17 protein-coding genes and 2 tRNA genes are annotated in these 16,861 nt (G+C 65.8%); all 19 read right to left on the bottom strand.

Going from position 1 to position 16,861, the window contains the following annotated elements; all coding sequences use genetic code 11:
* Nucleotides 1-2: 2 nt before the first annotated feature.
* A complete protein-coding gene (nuoK, locus tag EP26_RS04255) occupies nt 3-311 on the bottom strand; it encodes an NADH-quinone oxidoreductase subunit NuoK (protein ID WP_043336493.1) in 309 nt (102 codons plus the stop codon).
* Nucleotide 312: 1 nt separating this feature from the next.
* Nucleotides 313-1,005, bottom strand: coding sequence for an NADH-quinone oxidoreductase subunit J (locus EP26_RS04250; RefSeq protein WP_043336233.1), 693 nt, complete (start codon nt 1,003-1,005; stop codon nt 313-315).
* A gap of 13 nt (nt 1,006-1,018) precedes the next feature.
* Complete coding sequence (gene nuoI, locus EP26_RS04245) at nt 1,019-1,507, bottom strand: NADH-quinone oxidoreductase subunit NuoI (protein ID WP_043336231.1); 489 nt, start codon at nt 1,505-1,507, stop codon at nt 1,019-1,021.
* Nucleotides 1,508-1,518: 11 nt separating this feature from the next.
* Nucleotides 1,519-2,529, bottom strand: coding sequence for an NADH-quinone oxidoreductase subunit NuoH (gene nuoH / locus EP26_RS04240; protein WP_043336229.1), 1,011 nt, complete (start codon nt 2,527-2,529; stop codon nt 1,519-1,521).
* Between the two features lie 6 nt (nt 2,530-2,535).
* On the bottom strand, nt 2,536-4,542 hold the full coding sequence (gene nuoG / locus EP26_RS04235; protein WP_043336225.1) for an NADH-quinone oxidoreductase subunit NuoG: 2,007 nt from the start codon (nt 4,540-4,542) through the stop codon (nt 2,536-2,538).
* 4 nt (nt 4,543-4,546) lie between these two features.
* Complete coding sequence (gene nuoF, locus EP26_RS04230) at nt 4,547-5,851, bottom strand: NADH-quinone oxidoreductase subunit NuoF (protein ID WP_043336222.1); 1,305 nt, start codon at nt 5,849-5,851, stop codon at nt 4,547-4,549.
* Nucleotides 5,852-5,855: 4 nt separating this feature from the next.
* Nucleotides 5,856-6,491, bottom strand: a complete 636-nt coding sequence (locus EP26_RS04225; RefSeq protein WP_043336219.1) for a complex I 24 kDa subunit family protein — start codon at nt 6,489-6,491, stop codon at nt 5,856-5,858.
* The gene (locus EP26_RS04220) at nt 6,491-7,705 is read right to left on the bottom strand and encodes an NADH-quinone oxidoreductase subunit D (protein WP_043336492.1); all 1,215 of its coding nucleotides are present in this window, start codon (nt 7,703-7,705) and stop codon (nt 6,491-6,493) included. Before EP26_RS04220 ends, EP26_RS04225 begins: the two co-directional genes overlap by 1 nt.
* 62 nt (nt 7,706-7,767) lie before the next feature.
* The gene (locus tag EP26_RS04215) at nt 7,768-8,388 is read right to left on the bottom strand and encodes an NADH-quinone oxidoreductase subunit C (RefSeq protein WP_052388780.1); all 621 of its coding nucleotides are present in this window, start codon (nt 8,386-8,388) and stop codon (nt 7,768-7,770) included.
* A complete protein-coding gene (locus EP26_RS04210) occupies nt 8,381-8,938 on the bottom strand; it encodes a NuoB/complex I 20 kDa subunit family protein (RefSeq protein ID WP_043336216.1) in 558 nt (185 codons plus the stop codon). Before EP26_RS04210 ends, EP26_RS04215 begins: the two co-directional genes overlap by 8 nt.
* 29 nt (nt 8,939-8,967) lie before the next feature.
* Nucleotides 8,968-9,336: an NADH-quinone oxidoreductase subunit A gene (locus tag EP26_RS04205; RefSeq protein WP_043336213.1), complete on the bottom strand. Its 369-nt coding sequence runs from the start codon at nt 9,334-9,336 to the stop codon at nt 8,968-8,970.
* 236 nt (nt 9,337-9,572) lie between these two features.
* Nucleotides 9,573-9,649, bottom strand: a tRNA-Asp gene (locus EP26_RS04200).
* 51 nt (nt 9,650-9,700) lie between these two features.
* On the bottom strand, nt 9,701-10,666 hold the full coding sequence (locus EP26_RS31640; RefSeq protein WP_169747360.1) for a tetratricopeptide repeat protein: 966 nt from the start codon (nt 10,664-10,666) through the stop codon (nt 9,701-9,703).
* Nucleotides 10,647-11,363 (bottom strand): hypothetical protein, encoded by a 717-nt coding sequence (locus EP26_RS04190; RefSeq protein WP_245624290.1) that lies wholly within the window; start codon nt 11,361-11,363, stop codon nt 10,647-10,649. Before EP26_RS04190 ends, EP26_RS31640 begins: the two co-directional genes overlap by 20 nt.
* Before the next feature lie 190 nt (nt 11,364-11,553).
* Nucleotides 11,554-11,625, bottom strand: a tRNA-Val gene (locus tag EP26_RS04185).
* 8 nt (nt 11,626-11,633) lie between these two features.
* Entirely contained in the window at nt 11,634-11,906 is a 273-nt protein-coding gene (locus EP26_RS04180; RefSeq protein WP_043336209.1) for an HU family DNA-binding protein, read from the bottom strand.
* Between the two features lie 202 nt (nt 11,907-12,108).
* On the bottom strand, nt 12,109-14,523 hold the full coding sequence (gene lon / locus EP26_RS04175) for an endopeptidase La (protein WP_043336207.1): 2,415 nt from the start codon (nt 14,521-14,523) through the stop codon (nt 12,109-12,111).
* A gap of 173 nt (nt 14,524-14,696) precedes the next feature.
* Nucleotides 14,697-15,953, bottom strand: a complete 1,257-nt coding sequence (gene clpX / locus EP26_RS04170; protein WP_043336206.1) for an ATP-dependent Clp protease ATP-binding subunit ClpX — start codon at nt 15,951-15,953, stop codon at nt 14,697-14,699.
* A 217-nt stretch (nt 15,954-16,170) separates the two neighbouring features.
* Nucleotides 16,171-16,821, bottom strand: coding sequence for an ATP-dependent Clp endopeptidase proteolytic subunit ClpP (gene clpP, locus EP26_RS04165; RefSeq protein ID WP_043336204.1), 651 nt, complete (start codon nt 16,819-16,821; stop codon nt 16,171-16,173).
* Nucleotides 16,822-16,861: the final 40 nt, after the last annotated feature.

The raw sequence follows: 16,861 nt of genomic DNA, 5'->3' as shown, positions 1-16,861 counted from the left end.
GTTCAGCCCTTCAGCGTCGAGATACCCTCGACCTCGATGCTGCCGCGGTTGCGGAAGTAGATGACGACGATGGCCAGCCCGATGGCTGCTTCCGCCGCCGCCACGGTGAGAACGAACATGGCGAAGATCTGCCCGTTCAGGTCCTGCAACGAGGCGGAGAAGGCGACGAAATTTAGGTTCACCGAGAGCAGGATCAGCTCCACGCTCATTAGGATGACGATGACATTCTTCCGGTTCAGGAAAATGCCGAAGATGCCGAGCACCAGCAGGATGGCGCTGACGGTCAAGTAATGGGCAAGGCCAATGGTCATCTCAGTGGTGCCCCCCATGGCCATGCCCGGTGTCATGCGTGACCTTCGGCGCCTCGGGTTCCGGCTCCGGCGGGCGGCGGATGCCGAGTGTGGCGATGCCGGCGCCGCTAGGCACCTTCTCAAGCGCCACGGAGCCGGTGCGATAGACCTGGGCTGCGATGTTCTGCCGCTTAGTGCCCTCGCGCTGGCGGTGCGTCAGCACGATCGCGCCGATCATCGCCACCAGCAGCACGAGGCCCGAAGCCTGAAAGAGGTAGACATAGTCCGTATAGAGAATGCGCCCGATCGCCTCGGCGTTGGTAACGTCGGCGCCCGGGTTCGGCGCGAGGCGCAACTCGTTCGCCTGGCTGGAGAAACCCCAGCTTCCGACGACGAGAACCAGCTCAAGGAACAGGATGCCGCCGATGATCGCGCCGATCGGGGCGTAGCGCTGGAAGCCCTCGCGCAGGCGGGCGAAGTCGATGTCCAGCATCATCACCACGAAGAGGAACAGCACGGCGACCGCGCCGACATAGACGATGACCAAAATCATCGCCAGGAACTCGGCCCCGGCGATCAGGAACAGCGCCGCCGCGTTGAAGAAGGCAAGGATCAGGAAGAGCACGCTGTGGACCGGGTTGCGTGCCGTGACCACCATGACCGCCGAGGCGATCAGGATGGCCGCGAAGAGGTAGAAGGCGAGCGCGGCGATCATCGGGACATCCGATTCAGCGATAGGGTGCGTCGAGTTCGAGCCGCTTGGCCAGCTCCGGCTCCCAACGGTCGCCATTCGCCAGCAGCCGTGCCTTGTCGTACATCAGCTCCTCGCGGGTCTCGACGCTGAACTCGAAATTCGGCCCCTCGACGATGGCATCCACAGGGCAGGCTTCCTCGCACATGCCGCAATAGATGCATTTGGTCATGTCGATGTCGTAGCGCGTCGTGCGGCGGCTGCCGTCCTCGCGCGGCTCGGCCTCGATGGTGATGGCCAGGGCAGGGCAGACCGCCTCACAGAGCTTGCAGGCGATGCACCGCTCCTCGCCATTCGGGTAGCGGCGCAGCGCATGCTCGCCTTTGAAGCGGGGGCTGAGCGGCCCCTTCTCATAGGGGTAGTTGATGGTGACCTTGGGCTTGAAGAAATACTTCAAGGTCAACGCCATGCCCGAGACCAGCTCGGAAAGCAGCAGGCTGCGGGCGGCGCGATCGAGGCTTGCCATGGTGGGTATCCTTAGGCTGGGAGCCAGCCGGCGAGCTTCAGCACTGCCGCCGTCAGGACCAGCCAGACCAGGCTGAAAGGCAGGAAGACCTTCCAGCCCAGCCGCATCAGCTGGTCGTAGCGGTAGCGCGGGAAGGTCGCCCGCACCCAGATGAAGACGAAGAGCAGCAGCGCGATCTTCAGCGCGAACCAGACGAAGCCCGGGACCCAGATGAAGGGCTCCACATGCATCGGCGGATGCCAGCCCCCCAGGAAGAGGATGGTGGTCAGCGCCGACATCAGGATCATGTTCGCGTATTCGCCGAGGAAGAACAGCGCGAAGGACATGCTGCTGTATTCGACGAAGAAGCCGGCCACCAGCTCGCTCTCGCCCTCCGGCAGATCGAAGGGCGCACGGTTGGTCTCGGCCAGCGCGCTGATGAAGAAGATGATGAACATGGGGAAGAGCGGGATGAAGAACCACACCCGCTCCTGCGCCCGCACCACATCGGTCAGGTTCAGCGAGCCGACGCAGAGCAGCACGGTGACGATGACGAAGCCGATGGAGACCTCGTAGCTCACCATCTGCGCCGCCGACCGCAGCGCGCCGAGGAAAGCGTATTTCGAATTGCTGGCCCAGCCGGCGATGATAACGCCGTAGACGCCCAGCGAGCTGACCGCGAAGAGGTAGAGAATGCCGACATTGATGTCGGCGATCGCCCAGCCATCCTGCACCGGGATCACCGCCCAGGCGATCATTGCCAGCATGAAAAGCAAAATCGGCGCCAGGATGAAGAGAAAGCGATTGGCCCCGGACGGGACGATCGTCTCCTTCATCAGCATCTTCAACGCATCGGCGAAAGGCTGCAGCAGGCCGAAGGGGCCGACGACATTCGGCCCGCGGCGCAGCTGCATCGCCGCCAGTACCTTGCGCTCGGCGAGCGTCAGGTAGGCGACGGCGATCAGCACCGGCACCAGCAGCGCCAGCGTCTGCGCCACGGTTATGGCGAGGATGCCGATGGGCGAGGCGAGGAAACCATCCATGCCCGCTTACTCCGCCGCCTGGGGCAGGTAGGTGCGTGCGCATTCCGCCATCGTGGCGGAAGCGCGGCTGATCACGTCAGCCTGCCAATAGTTGTGTATCGAGGAGGCGAAGGCCGCCTCGGCGACGCCACCGACATCGCCCACCGGCCCGGCAAGGTCGGTGCAACCATGCGGCGCGAAGCCCGGTCCGCCGAAGACCGGATTGGCTTCGACCAGCCGCGCCCTCACGCCGTCCATCGAGTCATAGGGCAGACGGATGCCGAGCACCTCGCTCGCGGCGCGCAGGATCTTCCAATCCTCCCGCGCCTCACCCGGGGGATAGACGGCCAGTCGCCCACGCTGCACCCGGCCTTCGGTGTTGACCCAGGTCGCGTCCTTTTCCGTATAGGCCGCGCCGGGGAGGATGACATCCGCCCGCGCCGCGCCGGCCTCGCCGTGATGGCCCTGGTAGATGACAAAGGCACCCTCCGGCACCGCCGCCGGCACCTCGGCGCCGAGCAGCCACAGCGCCTCGATGTCCGCCGGGATGCCGGTGGTGAAGCCGAGGTCGAGCGGCGCCACTTGGCCACCGAACTGGTGCAACAGGTTGAAACCGTGCCAGTCGGCCTGCAACATGCCGTTCTGCGCCGCCACCTGCCAGGCGGCCGCGAGCACCGCCGCACCATCCGGCCGCGCCAGCGCGCCACGGCCGAGGATCAGCATCGGCCGCTTCGCCGCACGCAGCACCTCGTTGAAGCGATGCTGGCCGCCGACCAAGGCAGAGAGGGTCGCCCCCCCCTCCCCCAGCCAGTCCTGCGCATAGGTCAGGTTCAGCCCGCGCGGGCCGATAAAGCCGACCGGGATGCCGCCCGTCGCCACCCGCTTGCGGATGCGCGCATTGATCACCGGCGCTTCGAGCCGCGGGTTGCTGCCGATGATCAGCAGCGCATCCGCCTCCTCGATGCCGGCGATGCCGGTGTTGAAGGTGTAGAAGTCGCGCCGGGAGGCGTCGATCGCCGCGCCGTCCGTCCGGCATTCGAGGTGGTTGCTGCCGAGCGCCGCCATCAGGTCGCGCAGCGCGACGGTCGCCTCGGCATCCGCCAACTCGCCTGCGACGGCACCGATCTTCCGCCCCTTGATGCCGGCCGCGATGGCGGTGAAGGCCTCAGCCCAGCTTGCCGGCTTCAGCTTGCCGTTCTGCCGTACCCAAGGCCGGTCCAGCCGGCGGCGCTTCAACCCGTCGAAGGCGAAGCGGCCGCGATCGGCCATCCATTCCTCGTTCACGTCGTCATTGGTGCGCGGTAGGATGCGCAGCACCTCTCCGGCGCGGGCATCGACCCGGATATTGGTGCCGGTCGCATCCAGCACGTCGACGCTGTCGGTCTTCCGCAGCTCCCAGGGCCGGCTGACATAGGCATAGGGACGCGAGGTGAGCGCTCCGACCGGGCAAATATCGATCAGGTTGCCGCTGAGCTCGGTCGTCAGCGCCTTCTCGACATAGGTGCCGATCTCCATGTTCTCGCCGCGGTTCGTCGCGCCGAGTTCCGGCACGCCGGCGACCTCGGTGGCGAAGCGCACGCACCGGGTGCACTGGATGCACCGGTTCATGATCGTCTTGACCAGCGGGCCAAGATACTTGTCCTTCACCGCGCGCTTCTCTTCGCGGTAGCGGCTGGCATCGCCGCCGAAGGCCACGGCTTGATCCTGCAGGTCGCACTCGCCGCCCTGGTCGCAGATCGGGCAGTCCAGCGGGTGGTTGATCAGCAGGAATTCCATGACGCCGCGGCGGCCGTTGCGGACCATCGGGCTGTCGGTGAAGACCTTCATCCCGTCCGCGACCGGATAGGCGCAGGAGGCGATGGGCTTCGGCGCCTTCTCGACTTCGACCAGGCACATCCGGCAATTGCCGGCGACGCTCAGTCGCTCATGATAACAGAAGCGGGGAATCTCCTTCCCTGCTGCCTCGCAGGCCTGGAGGACGGAGACGCCGTTCGGCACTTCCACCTCGATCCCGTCGACGGTGACCTTCGCCATAGTCCTACTCCGCCGCCAGCGCCATGGGCGCGGCCTTGCCCGCCTTGTAGGCGGCAATACGCTCTTCCATCATCGGCCGGAAGTGCCGGATCAGCCCCTGCACCGGCCAGACGCCGCCATCGGCGAGCGCGCAGATCGTGTGTCCCTCGATCTGCCGCGTCACCTGCTCCAGCACGTCGATCTCGGCCACCTCGGCGCGGCCCTCGACCATGCGGTCCATCATGCGCTTCACCCAGCCCATGCCCTCGCGGCAGGGGGTGCACTGGCCGCAACTCTCATGCTTGTAGAAGGTCGAGAGCCGGGCGATCGCCTTGATGAGATCGGTGGACTTGTCCATCACGATCACGCCCGCCGTGCCGAGGCCGGTCTTGTGCTCGCGCAGCGCGTCGAAATCCATCAGCACGTCGTCGCAGACGGCCTTAGGAATCATCGGCGTCGAGCTGCCGCCCGGGATGACGGCCAGCAGGTTGTCCCAGCCGCCGCGCACGCCGCCGGCATGCCGCTCGATGAGCTCCCGCAGCGGGATCGACATCTCTTCCTCCACATTGCAGGGCTTGTTCACATGGCCCTGGATGCAGAAGATCTTGGTACCGCTGTTCTTCGGCCGGCCGAACCCGGCAAACCATGGCGCCCCGCGGCGAAGGATCGTCGGCACCACGGCGATGGTCTCGACATTGTTCACCGTCGAGGGGCAGCCATAAAGTCCGACGGCCGCCGGGAATGGCGGCTTCAGCCGCGGCATCCCCTTCTTGCCCTCGAGGCTCTCGATGAGCGCCGTCTCCTCGCCGCAGATATAGGCGCCGGCACCGCGATGAACGTAGAGGTCGAAATCCCAGCCGGCGCCGCAGGCATTCGGCCCGAGCAGACCTGCCGCATAGGCTTCGTCGATCGCCGCCTGCAGGACGAGATGCTCGTTATAGTATTCGCCGCGGACATAGATGTAGCCGGCATGCGCGCCCATGGCGACGCCGGCGACCAGGCAGCCTTCGATCAGCGTATGCGGATCGTGGCGCAGGATGTCCCGGTCCTTGCAGGTGCCGGGCTCGGACTCATCGGCATTCACCACGAGGTAGTGCGGCCGGTCGCCCGGCTGCTTCGGCATGAAGGACCATTTGAGGCCGGTCGGAAATCCCGCTCCGCCCCGTCCGCGGAGGCCGGAATTCTTCACCTCCTCGATGATCCAGTCGCGCCCCTTCTCGATGAGCGCCTTGGTGCCGTCCCATTGGCCACGTTTGCGCGCAGCCGGAAGGCGCCAGTCCTGCAACCCGTACAGGTTGGTGAAGATGCGGTCCTTGTCGCTCAGCGCCATGGCGTCATTCCCCCGGCACGTCCAGCAGCGTCTGCGGCCCGCCCTCCGGCGCGCTCGTTTGGCGGCCGATGACGGAGCCGGGCGCCGGCCGCTCGCCGCGTCGCAGCGCTTCGATCAGCCTGACCGTGCTCTCGTAATCCATGTCTTCGTAGTAGTCGTCGTCGACCTGCAGGATCGGCGCGTTCACGCAGCCGCCGAGGCATTCCACCTCGGACAAGGTGAACATCTTGTCCTCGCTGGTCTGTCCCCAGCCGCCGAGCTTGCCGGCGTCACGACAGGCGCGGGACACCTCATCGGAACCACGCAGCCAGCAAGGCGTCGTGGCGCAGACCTGGAGGTGATGCTTCCCGATCGGCTTCATGTTGAACATGAAGTAGAAGGTGGCAACTTCGTAGACGCGGATGGGCGCCATGCCGAGCCGCTCCGCCACCGCATCCATGCCCTTGTTCGGCACCCAGGCGCTGCCGGTGCTGCGCTTCATCTGCCGCTGCACGACATAGAGCAGCGGGATGACAGCGCTCGCCTGCTTGCCGGGCGGGTAGCGCTTCACGATGGTCTCGATGGCCTTCAGGCTTTCCTCGTCGAAGGAGAAGCTTTCGGGCTGCGGAAACTCGGTGGCGGTGGAGAGTTCGGCGTCCATCAGCGATCGATCTCCCCGAAGACGATGTCGAGCGACCCAATGATCGCCACCGCATCGGCCAGCATGTGCCCCTTGGAGAGCACTTCCATGGCCTGCAGATGGGCGAAGCCCGGCGCCCGGACCTTGCAACGGTACGGTTTGTTGGTGCCGTCGGCGACCAGATACATGCCGAATTCGCCCTTCGGCGCCTCGGTCACGGTGTAGGTCGCGCCTTCCGGCACATGGAAACCCTCGGTGTAGAGCTTGAAGTGATGGATCAGCGATTCCATCGACCGCTTCATCTCGCCGCGCTTCGGCGGGACGATCTTGTTGTCGAGGATCTTGATCGGCCCCGGCTTCAGCCGCCCGAGGCACTGCTTCACCATGCTGAGGCTCTGCCGCATCTCCATCATGCGGACGAGGTAGCGGTCGTAGCAGTCACCTTGGCGGCCGACCGGGATCCCGAAATCGAGCTGGTCGTAGATCTCGTAAGGCTGCGACTTGCGCAGGTCCCAGGGGACGCCGGAGGCGCGCAGGCAGGGACCGGAGAAGCCCCATTCCATCGCCATCTCGGCCGTCATGATGCCGATATCGACGGTGCGCTGCTTGAAGATGCGGTTGTTGGTCAGCAGCCCCTCGAGATCGTCGAGGAATTTCGGGAACTGGTCGCACCAGCCGGCGATCCGGTCCGTCAGCCCCGCCGGCAGGTCGCGGGAGACGCCACCCGGGCGGAAGTAGTTGACATGGTAATGGCTGCCGCCCGCCGCTTCGTAGAATTCCAGCAGATGCTCGCGCTGTTCGAAACCCCAGAGCGCCGGCGTGATGGCGCCGCAGTCGAGCGCATAAGTGGTGACGTTCAGCAGGTGGTTCAGGATGCGCGTCAGCTCGGCGAACATGGTGCGGATGACGCGGGCGCGCTCCGGCACGTCGTTCTCGATATGCAGCAGCCGTTCCACCGCCAGCACCCAGCTGTGCTCCATGCACATCGGGCTGACGTAGTCCAGGCGGTCCATATAGGGCATCGCCTGGAGATAGGTCTTGTACTCGATCAGCTTCTCGGTGCCGCGATGCAGCAGGCCGATATGCGGGTCGGCGCGCTCCACCATCTCGCCCTTCATCTCGAGGATGAGGCGCAGCACGCCATGCGCCGCCGGGTGCTGCGGGCCGAAATTGATCGTGTGGCTGTCGACCTCGACCGTCCTCGCCTCGTTGGAGAGGCCGGTCGCGGACGGCATGGTGGCCGGATCGGCGGCGGAGGTCAGCGGCCCCGCCTCCGAGGCCATGGCGGAACTGCCGCTCATGCCTTGCCTCCCTCGATACGGTTGAGATGGACCTTCTCGTCGCCGGGCAGGGTGGTCATGCCTTCCCAGGGCGAGAGGAAATCGAAATTCCGCCAATCCTGCTGGAGCTTCACCGGCTCATAGACCACCTGCTTCCGCTCCTCGTCGTAGCGGACCTCGACATGGCCGGTGAGCGGGAAGTCCTTGCGCAGCGGATGACCCTCGAAGCCGTAATCGGTCAGCAACCGGCGCAGGTCGGTCTGGCCTTCGAAGACGACGCCGTACATGTCCCAGGCTTCGCGCTCGTACCAAGTGGCGCAGGGCCAGACGGAAGCGATGCTCGGCACCGGCGTGGCCGCATCGGTGGCGACGACGACACGGATGCGACGGTTCTGCGTGAGGCTTAGCAGGTTGTAGACCACCTCGAAGCGAAGGGGCCGATTCGGCCAGTCCGTCCCGCAGAGATCCATGAGCTGCTCAAAATGGAACTCGTCGCGCAGCCGGCGCATGGCTTCGACCAGCCCCTCGCGCAGCAGGGTCACCACGAGCTCGGCGCCGCGTTCGATGGCGGTGCGGCTGCCGGGCAGCGCCGCCTGCACGGCCTCGCCCAGCTCGGCCAGGATTGCGTTCTCAACCACGAAGGATCGTCCCCGAGCGCCGGATCTTCTTCTGCAGCTGCAGGATGCCGTAGATCAGCCCCTCGGCCGTCGGCGGGCAGCCCGGCACATAGACGTCGACCGGCACGATCCGGTCGCAGCCGCGCACCACGCTGTAGCTGTAATGGTAGTAGCCGCCGCCATTGGCGCAGCTGCCCATGCTGATGACCCAGCGCGGCTCGCTCATCTGGTCGTAGACCTTGCGCAGCGCGGGGGCCATCTTGTTGGTCAACGTGCCGGCGACGATCATCACGTCCGACTGCCGCGGCGAGCCGCGCGGGATGATGCCGAGGCGGTCGAGGTCATAGCGGGCCATGTAGGCGTGGATCATCGGCACCGCGCAGCAGGCCAGGCCGAAGGTCATCGGCCAGAGGCTGCCGGTGCGGGCCCAATTCACCACCTTGTCGAGGTTGGCGACGACGAAGCCCTTATCCTCGATCTCGCCGGTGATGCCCTTCACCACGGCGTCCTGCGCCGCGCCGGGCGCCAGGTGATCGCGGTTCCAGGCGATGGTGTCCGTGTTCTCGTTCATGCGGGTCTCCGGTGGGGACGGCCGTGCCGTCACTCCCAGTCCAGCGCGCCCTTGCGCCATTCGTAGACGAAGCCGACCGTCAGGACGCCGAGGAAGGCGACCATGGACAGGAAGCCGAACCAGCCGATGCCGCCCAGCGCCACCGCCCAAGGGAAGAGGAAGGCGACTTCCAGGTCGAAGATGATGAAGAGGATGGCCACCAGGTAGAAGCGGACATCGAAGCGACGGCGCGTGTCGTCGAAGGGCTCGAAGCCGCACTCATAGGCGGAGAGCTTCTCCGGGTTCGGCTTCTGCCGCGCCACGAGGAGGCTGCCGCCCACCATGGCGACGGCGATGGCCCCCGCGATGGCCAGGAAGACCAGGATCGGAAAATAATCGGCCAGCAGCGGCTGGGTCATGTTTGCTCCGCCCACAGACGCGCCGGGGCAGCCTTTCAGGGTCAGGATCGAGGCTCGGTCCCGCCTTGCCGCAGCGCAGCGCGGCGGGACATTAGCCCTGCCCCGCTTGCTCCGCCATAGGGGGAACGCTCTTCTCTGCGCCAGATTTGGCGACGGAAGCCCGGAACGAAAAGGGGTCAAAATGCGGCAACGGCGCCGCTCCCTTGGGGGCGGCGCCGTCGTTGCAATCCGTCGCGTGGCGCGAGTGACGGGGCTCGAACCCGCGACCTCCGGCGTGACAGGCCGGCGCTCTAACCAACTGAGCTACACCCGCCCGCGACAGGAGGCGGGGTGTATGGCCCCTCGCCTTCCGTGTCAAGCGCCCTCAGTACATCACCACCGTGACCGGCGGCGGCGACAGCGCGGCCGCCAGCGCAACCGAGGCCCAGAGCGCCTGCGTCTGCTGCGCCTGCATCGCCAGGCTGCGCTGGTAATCACGCTCGGCGCGCTCCGCCTGCTCGATCTGTTGCAGCCAGCGCCGCGATTCGGCATCGCCGCGGCTGGCCGCGAGTGAGAGCCAGCTCTTCGCCTCGCCAAGATCCTGGCCCATTTCCTCGAGCCCGGTCATGTAGAGGCTCCCGACTGCCTTCTGCGCCGGCAGGAAGCCATTCTGCGCTGAGCGCCGCATCCATTGCAGCGCATCATAAGGTCGACGGGAGACACCCTCGCCGCGAAAATACATCAGGCCGAGATTGTACTGGCTCTCAGCGACACCCTTCTCGGCCGCCTGGGAGAACCAGCGCGCGGCCTCACCCATGTCGCGTAGCACGCCCCTCCCCTCCAGATAGAGGAAGCCGAGATTATGCGCCCCCTGCGCCACGCCACCCTGGGCCGCGCCGGTGTAGAGCTGGATGGCCCGGGCCCGGCCGCCCGGCGCTGCCCCCTGCTCCACTAGGCGCCCGAGGCGGAACATGGCGAAGGGCATTCCGGCATTGGCCGCAACCTCGTATTGCCGCGCCGCCTGCCCCGCGCTGCGCGGCAGGCCGCCTGCACCGAACTCATAGGCCTGGCCAAGCCGGTAGGCCGCGCCGAAATCGCCACCGGCCGCGGCTGAGCGCAGCTCGGCGATCGGCTCGCCACGATAGAGGTCCGGATCGACCTGGCGCTGCAGCCTTTCATCCTCGCCGGTAACGAGGGTTTGCGCCTCGCGCGGCTGCACGCGGCAGCCGGATTCGTCGCAGACCTGGACGGCAGAGCCGAAACCGCTGCGGCTGCCCATGCGCGGTTGGCAGCCGGCGAGCAGCAGCGCGAGGGCGGCAAGCCCCGCCGCGCTAGCGGGAGCGCAGCGCACCGCCGCCCGTCCCCAGCCCGCCGCGGACATCCTGCGCCCGATAATTGCGCACGGCGACGACCAGCTTGTTATAGGCATCGACGAAGGCCGCGACCGTCGCCTGCCCCGCTGGCGTACGCTGGTAACCGCCGAGCACGCCACCCGCCGTCGCTCCGAAACCGCCTACCAGCGCGCCGAAATTCGTCGCGGTGGAGGAGCCCTCCGAGGCCGCCACCTGCACGCCGCTGCGCATGTCGAAGACGGAGAGGGTGACGGAGGTCGCCGAGGTCGACATCGCCGCCCCGGCAAGGCCGAGCGCCACGCCGCCCCAGCCACCGACACCGCCGCCGATGCCGCCGAGATCCTGGTTGGCGAAGAGAATTGCCGGCTCGATAAACAGATCCGCCGCGACGCGCTGGCCGCGCTGCATGTTGGAGCCGGCGCGGAATTCGCCGCTGTTCCGCATGTCGCCGACCATACCGCGCATCCGGCTCTCGAGCCGGTTGTTGCCCATGGCGGTGATGACGAAGCAGTTGGACTGCTGGACGACGAGGCGGACCATCGGCTCGATCGTGGTGATCTGGGTGCGGGCGCTGAAGGGTCCCCACCAGCTCTGCTCACGGCCGTCATCGATCGCTACGGTGCCGAGCGGCTCAGCGCAGCGCTGCAAACTTGAGGCGGCGCCGACGCTCGCGCTGCCGCCGGCGGCGCCCGTCACTGGACCACTCGCGCCGCCCTGCTGGACACAGCCAGCGAGTGCGATCGCCGCACAGGCTACGAAACCGATAGTGAGAATACCCTGCCGCAAACGAGCCTCCGCCAAGCTGACGCCAACCATGATTGGACGTTACTACGGCAGAATTCTACATGAACGGTGAAGGTAATAAAACTCACGCCGGGGTGGCGAATGGGCGCTGACGGGATCGAACCGCCGACCACCTGTGTGTAAGACAGGCGCTCTACCGCTGAGCTAAGCGCCCAGAGAGGCTCAGTTCAGGGCGTCTTTCAACCCCTTGCCGGCCTTGAAGCGAACCGTGGTGCTGGCAGGGATCTTGATCTCCTCACCGGTGCGCGGGTTGCGGCCCTTGCCGGCCTTGCGCTTGGAGACTGAGAAAGTCCCGAACCCAACCAGCCGCACATCCGTCTGCTTAGTAAGTGATTGGGTAATGGCTTCGAAGACCGCATCCAGGACATCGCCGGCCTTGGCTTTGGGCAGATCACCGACCTCGGCCACGATCGAGATGAGATCCTGCTTATTCATACACCAACCCCCCTGAAAGGCGGCATGCCTTTGCCAGCCGGACGATTCCGGCCCGAAGCCCGGCGGGACTGTAGGAGCCTCGATTCTGAAGCGTCAATCGAAGGGTCCAGGTGCAAGGACGAAACCCGCGGTTTTCCACGTGACCGTGGCGCAAAGACAGCGCGGAAGGCGAGTAGCCCTCTCCTTCCGCGCCGCTATGCCGTCAATGCGGCAGCGCCGGGGCGCTGCCATCAGCCTCGGCGCCACGCGGCGGCGGCTCGGCCGGTTCCTCCCAGGAGATCGCCTCGGGCTTGCGCACCAAGGCAGTCGAGATGACCTCGTCGACGTGAGAGACGGCTTTGATCGTCAGGCCCTTCTTCACGTTGTCAGGGATGTCTGCGAGATCCTTCTCATTGTCCTTCGGGATGAAGACATGCGTGATGCCGGCACGCAATGCTGCCAGCAGCTTCTCCTTCAACCCGCCGATCGGCAGCACGCGACCGCGCAGCGTGATCTCGCCCGTCATCGCCACATCCTTGCGGACGGGAATGCCGGTGAGCACGGAGACGATGCTCGTCGCCATCGCGATGCCCGCGCTCGGCCCATCCTTCGGCGTCGCGCCTTCGGGCACATGCACATGGATGTCGCGCCGCTCGAACAGCGTCGGCTTCAGGCCGAAGCTGGGCGCGCGGGAGCGGACATAAGACATGGCCGCCGACACGCTCTCCTGCATGACGTCGCCGAGCTTGCCAGTGGTCTGCACCTTGCCCTTGCCCGGCACGGTGACCGACTCGATCGTCAGAATCTCGCCGCCCACCTCGGTCCAGGCGAGGCCGGTGACGACACCCACCATGTCCTCCGCCTCGGCCTCGCCGTAGCGGAACTTCCGCACGCCCGCGAATTTGTCGAGGTTCTTCGCGGTGATGGCGACCTTCTTCGCCTTCTTGGAGACGATCTCCTTCACCGCCTTGCGGGCAAGCCCGCCCACCTCGCGCTCCAGGCTGCGCACGCCGGCCTCGCGCGTGTAGTAACGAACGAGGTCGCGCAACGCCTCCTCGGAGACGGACCACTCGCCCGGCTTCAGCCCGTTCGCCTCGGACTGCTTCGGAATCAGGTGGCGGCGGGCGATCTCGACCTTCTCGTCCTCGGTGTAGCCAGGGATGCGGATGATCTCCATGCGGTCCATCAGCGGCTGCGGCATGCGCAGGCTGTTGGCGGTCGTCACGAACATTACGTCCGACAGGTCGTAATCGACCTCCAGGTAGTGGTCGGCGAAGGTCCCGTTCTGCTCCGGGTCCAGCACCTCCAGCAGCGCCGAGGACGGGTCGCCGCGCCAGTCGGCGCCGAGCTTGTCGATCTCGTCGAGCAGGAAAAGCGGGTTGGAGGTCTTCGCCTTCTTCATGCCTTGGATGACCTTGCCTGGCATGGAGCCGATATAGGTCCGCCGGTGGCCGCGCACCTCCGCCTCGTCCCGCACGCCGCCGAGCGACATACGAACGAAATTACGGCCGGTGGCCTTGGCGATCGACTTGCCGAGCGAGGTCTTGCCAACGCCGGGCGGACCGACGAGGCAGAGGATCGGGCCACGGATCTTCGGCGAGCGCGACTGCACCGCCAGATACTCGATGATCCGCTCCTTCACCTTCTCGAGCCCGTAGTGATCGGCATCGAGCACCTTCTCGGCCGCGACGATGTCACGCCTCACCCGGGACTTCTTCTTCCAGGGGATGGAAAGCATCCAGTCGAGGTAGTTGCGCACCACCGTCGCCTCGGCGCTCATCGCCGACATGGTGCGGAGCTTCTTCAGCTCCGCCATCGCCTTCTCGCGCGCTTCCTTGCTGAAGGCAGTGGCCTTGATGCGGGCCTCGAGCTCGGCGACCTCGTCCTTGCCGTCCTCGCCCTCGCCCAGCTCCTTCTGGATCGCCTTCAGCTGCTCGTTCAGGTAGTACTCGCGCTGCGTCTTCTCCATCTGCCGCTTGACGCGGTTGCGGATGCGCTTCTCGACCTGAAGAACGCCGATCTCCGATTCCATATGGCCGAAGACGCGCTCCAGCCGCGCGGCGGTGCCGGCGGTCTCAAGCAGTTCCTGCTTCTCCGGAATCTTCAGCGAGAGATGGCTGGCGACCGTGTCGGCGAGCTTCGCCGGATCGTCGATCTGGTTGATCGAGACCAAGACCTCGGGCGCGATCTTCTTGTTGAGCTTGATATACTGCTCGAACTGCCCGACCACGGTGCGGGCCAGCGCCTCGGTCTCCGGAGGCTCGGCCGGCGATTCGGCGAGCGGCGCGGCATAGGCCTCGAAATGGGTCTTGGTTTCCTTGAAGCCGGTGATCTGGGCGCGCTTGCCGCCCTCGACCAGAACCTTCACCGTGCCGTCCGGCAGCTTCAGCAGCTGCAGCACCGTGGAGACGGTACCAACCGTGTAGAGGTCCTCGGCCTCGGGATCGTCCTGCGCCGCATTCTTCTGCGCGACGAGGAGGATCTGCTTGTCCTCCCGCATCACCGCTTCCAGCGCGCGGACGGATTTTTCGCGGCCGACGAAGAGCGGCACGATCATATGCGGGAACACCACGATGTCCCGCAGGGGCAGGACAGGCAGCAATTCGCCGCGCAACAATTCTGGGGTCTTATCCGCCATTATGGACCTCACTGAAGGACAGTCGGCCCACGGGTCACCCCCAGCTTCGGCTGGTTGGCGGCGTGACCCGCGGCGCCACGGGGATGTCATGCAGATGGTCCGCCCGACACCCCACCGCAAGCCCGATAGGCCGGATGGCGGGGGTCATCCCCGCCTCCGGCCGGCGCCAGGACTCAGGCCGAGCTCTGCTCGGCCGCCCGCTCGCCATAGATGAAGAGCGGGCTGGCCCGGCTCTCCGCCACTTCCCGGTTCACCACCACCTCGTCGACATCGTCGAGGCCGGGCAAATCGAACATGGTGGTCAGTAGAATCTGCTCCATAATGGAACGAAGCCCACGGGCACCCGTCTTCCGCTGGATCGCCCGCGTCGCCACGGAGCGCAGCGCATCCTCGGTGAAGGTGAGCTTGGTCCCCTCCATCTCGAACAGGCGCTGATACTGCTTGACGATAGCGTTCTTCGGCTTGGTCAGGATCTCGATCAGGGCCTTCTCGTCGAGATCCTCAAGGGTGGCGATGACCGGGAGACGGCCGATGAATTCCGGGATCAGGCCGAACTTCAGCAGATCCTCGGGCTCCACCTCACGCAGAACGGCACCGGTACGGCGGTCATCCGGCGAGCGAACCTCGGCACCGAAGCCGATGCCCGAGCCCTTGCCGCGCGCCCCAATGATCCGCTCGAGACCCGCGAAGGCGCCGCCGCAGATGAAAAGGATGTTCGCGGTATCGACCTGAAGGAATTCCTGCTGCGGATGCTTCCGGCCACCCTGGGGCGGGACGGAGGCAACCGTGCCCTCCATGATCTTCAGCAGCGCCTGCTGGACGCCCTCGCCCGAGACGTCCCGGGTGATGGAGGGGTTGTCCGACTTGCGGCTGATCTTGTCGACCTCGTCGATATAGACGATGCCGCGCTGCGCCCGCTCGACGTTATAGTCGGCCGCCTGGAGCAGCTTGAGAATGATGTTTTCGACATCCTCACCGACATAGCCGGCCTCAGTCAGGGTCGTCGCATCCGCCATGGTGAAGGGGACGTCGAGGATCCGCGCCAGGGTCTGCGCCAGCAGCGTCTTGCCCGAACCGGTCGGGCCGAGCAGCAGGATGTTCGACTTGGCGATCTCGACATCGTTGTTCTTCGCGCCATGCGCCAACCGCTTGTAGTGGTTGTGCACCGCAACGGAGAGCACCTTCTTCGCATGATCCTGGCCGATGACGTAATCATCGAGGACCTTGCAGATCTCCTTGGGCGTCGGCACCCCGTCCCGCGACTTCACCAGATGAGTCTTGTGCTCCTCACGGATGATATCCATGCAGAGTTCGACGCATTCATCGCAGATGAAGACGGTGGGCCCGGCGATAAGCTTGCGGACCTCGTGCTGCGACTTGCCGCAAAACGAACAGTAGAGAGTATTCTTCGAGTCGCCGGACTTGCTCATGGGCACTCCGCCTGAAAGGGCCGGCTGGGGATCGCACGCAGCGCGCGGGCCACCGGCTGGCCGCGCCCTCCCTTCCAAACCGGGGAGAGGGCTTTCCATTGGACTGTAGCCCCCCTGTCATCGGGGGAAAAGCTTCGTGGCGTCACACTGAGCGGCGGCATGACCAAACGCGACAGGCGAACCGGCCGTCGCCGCCCAATTGAGGGACGCTGCAGCCTCAGACCTTCGGCGCCTCGGAAGCGCCCGGGGCCGCCGGCCGGGTCTCGACCACCTGATCCACCAGGCCGAAATCCCGAGCCTCCTCGGCCGACATATAGGTGTCGCGCTCCAGCTTCCGCTCGATCGCCTCGATCGGCTGGCCGGTATGCTTCACATAAATCTCGTTCAGCCGCTGGCGCAGCTTGAGGATCTCGCGCGCTTGGATCTCGATATCGGTCGCCTGGCCTTGGGCACCGCCGGAGGGCTGATGGACCATGATGCGGCTGTTCGGCAAGGCGAAGCGCTTGTCCTTGGCGCCGGCCGTCAGCAGCAGCGAACCCATGGAAGCCGCCTGGCCGATGCAGACCGTGCTGACCGGGGCACGAATATACTGCATCGTATCATACATCGCGAGGCCGGCCGAAACGACGCCGCCCGGGCTGTTGATGTAGAAGGCGATGTCCTTGTTCGGGTTCTCGCTCTCCAGGAAAAGCAGCTGGGCGCAGATCGAGGAGGAGACCTGGTCGAAAACCGGGCCGGTGAGGAAGATGATCCGCTCCTTCAGCAGGCGCGAATAGATATCCCAGGCGCGCTCGCCGCGGGCCGACTGCTCCACGACCATAGGGACCAGGGTATTGTTGTAGACCTCGACAGGATCACGGTCCCGCATGATAACGCCTTTCAGACAGGTGGCAGGCGAGCCCAGCCTA

The organism is Belnapia moabensis DSM 16746 (assembly GCF_000745835.1).
GTDB lineage: Bacteria > Pseudomonadota > Alphaproteobacteria > Acetobacterales > Acetobacteraceae > Belnapia > Belnapia moabensis.
Note: the sequence above shows the minus strand (reverse complement) of the source record. Positions and strands in the feature narration are given on the sequence as shown.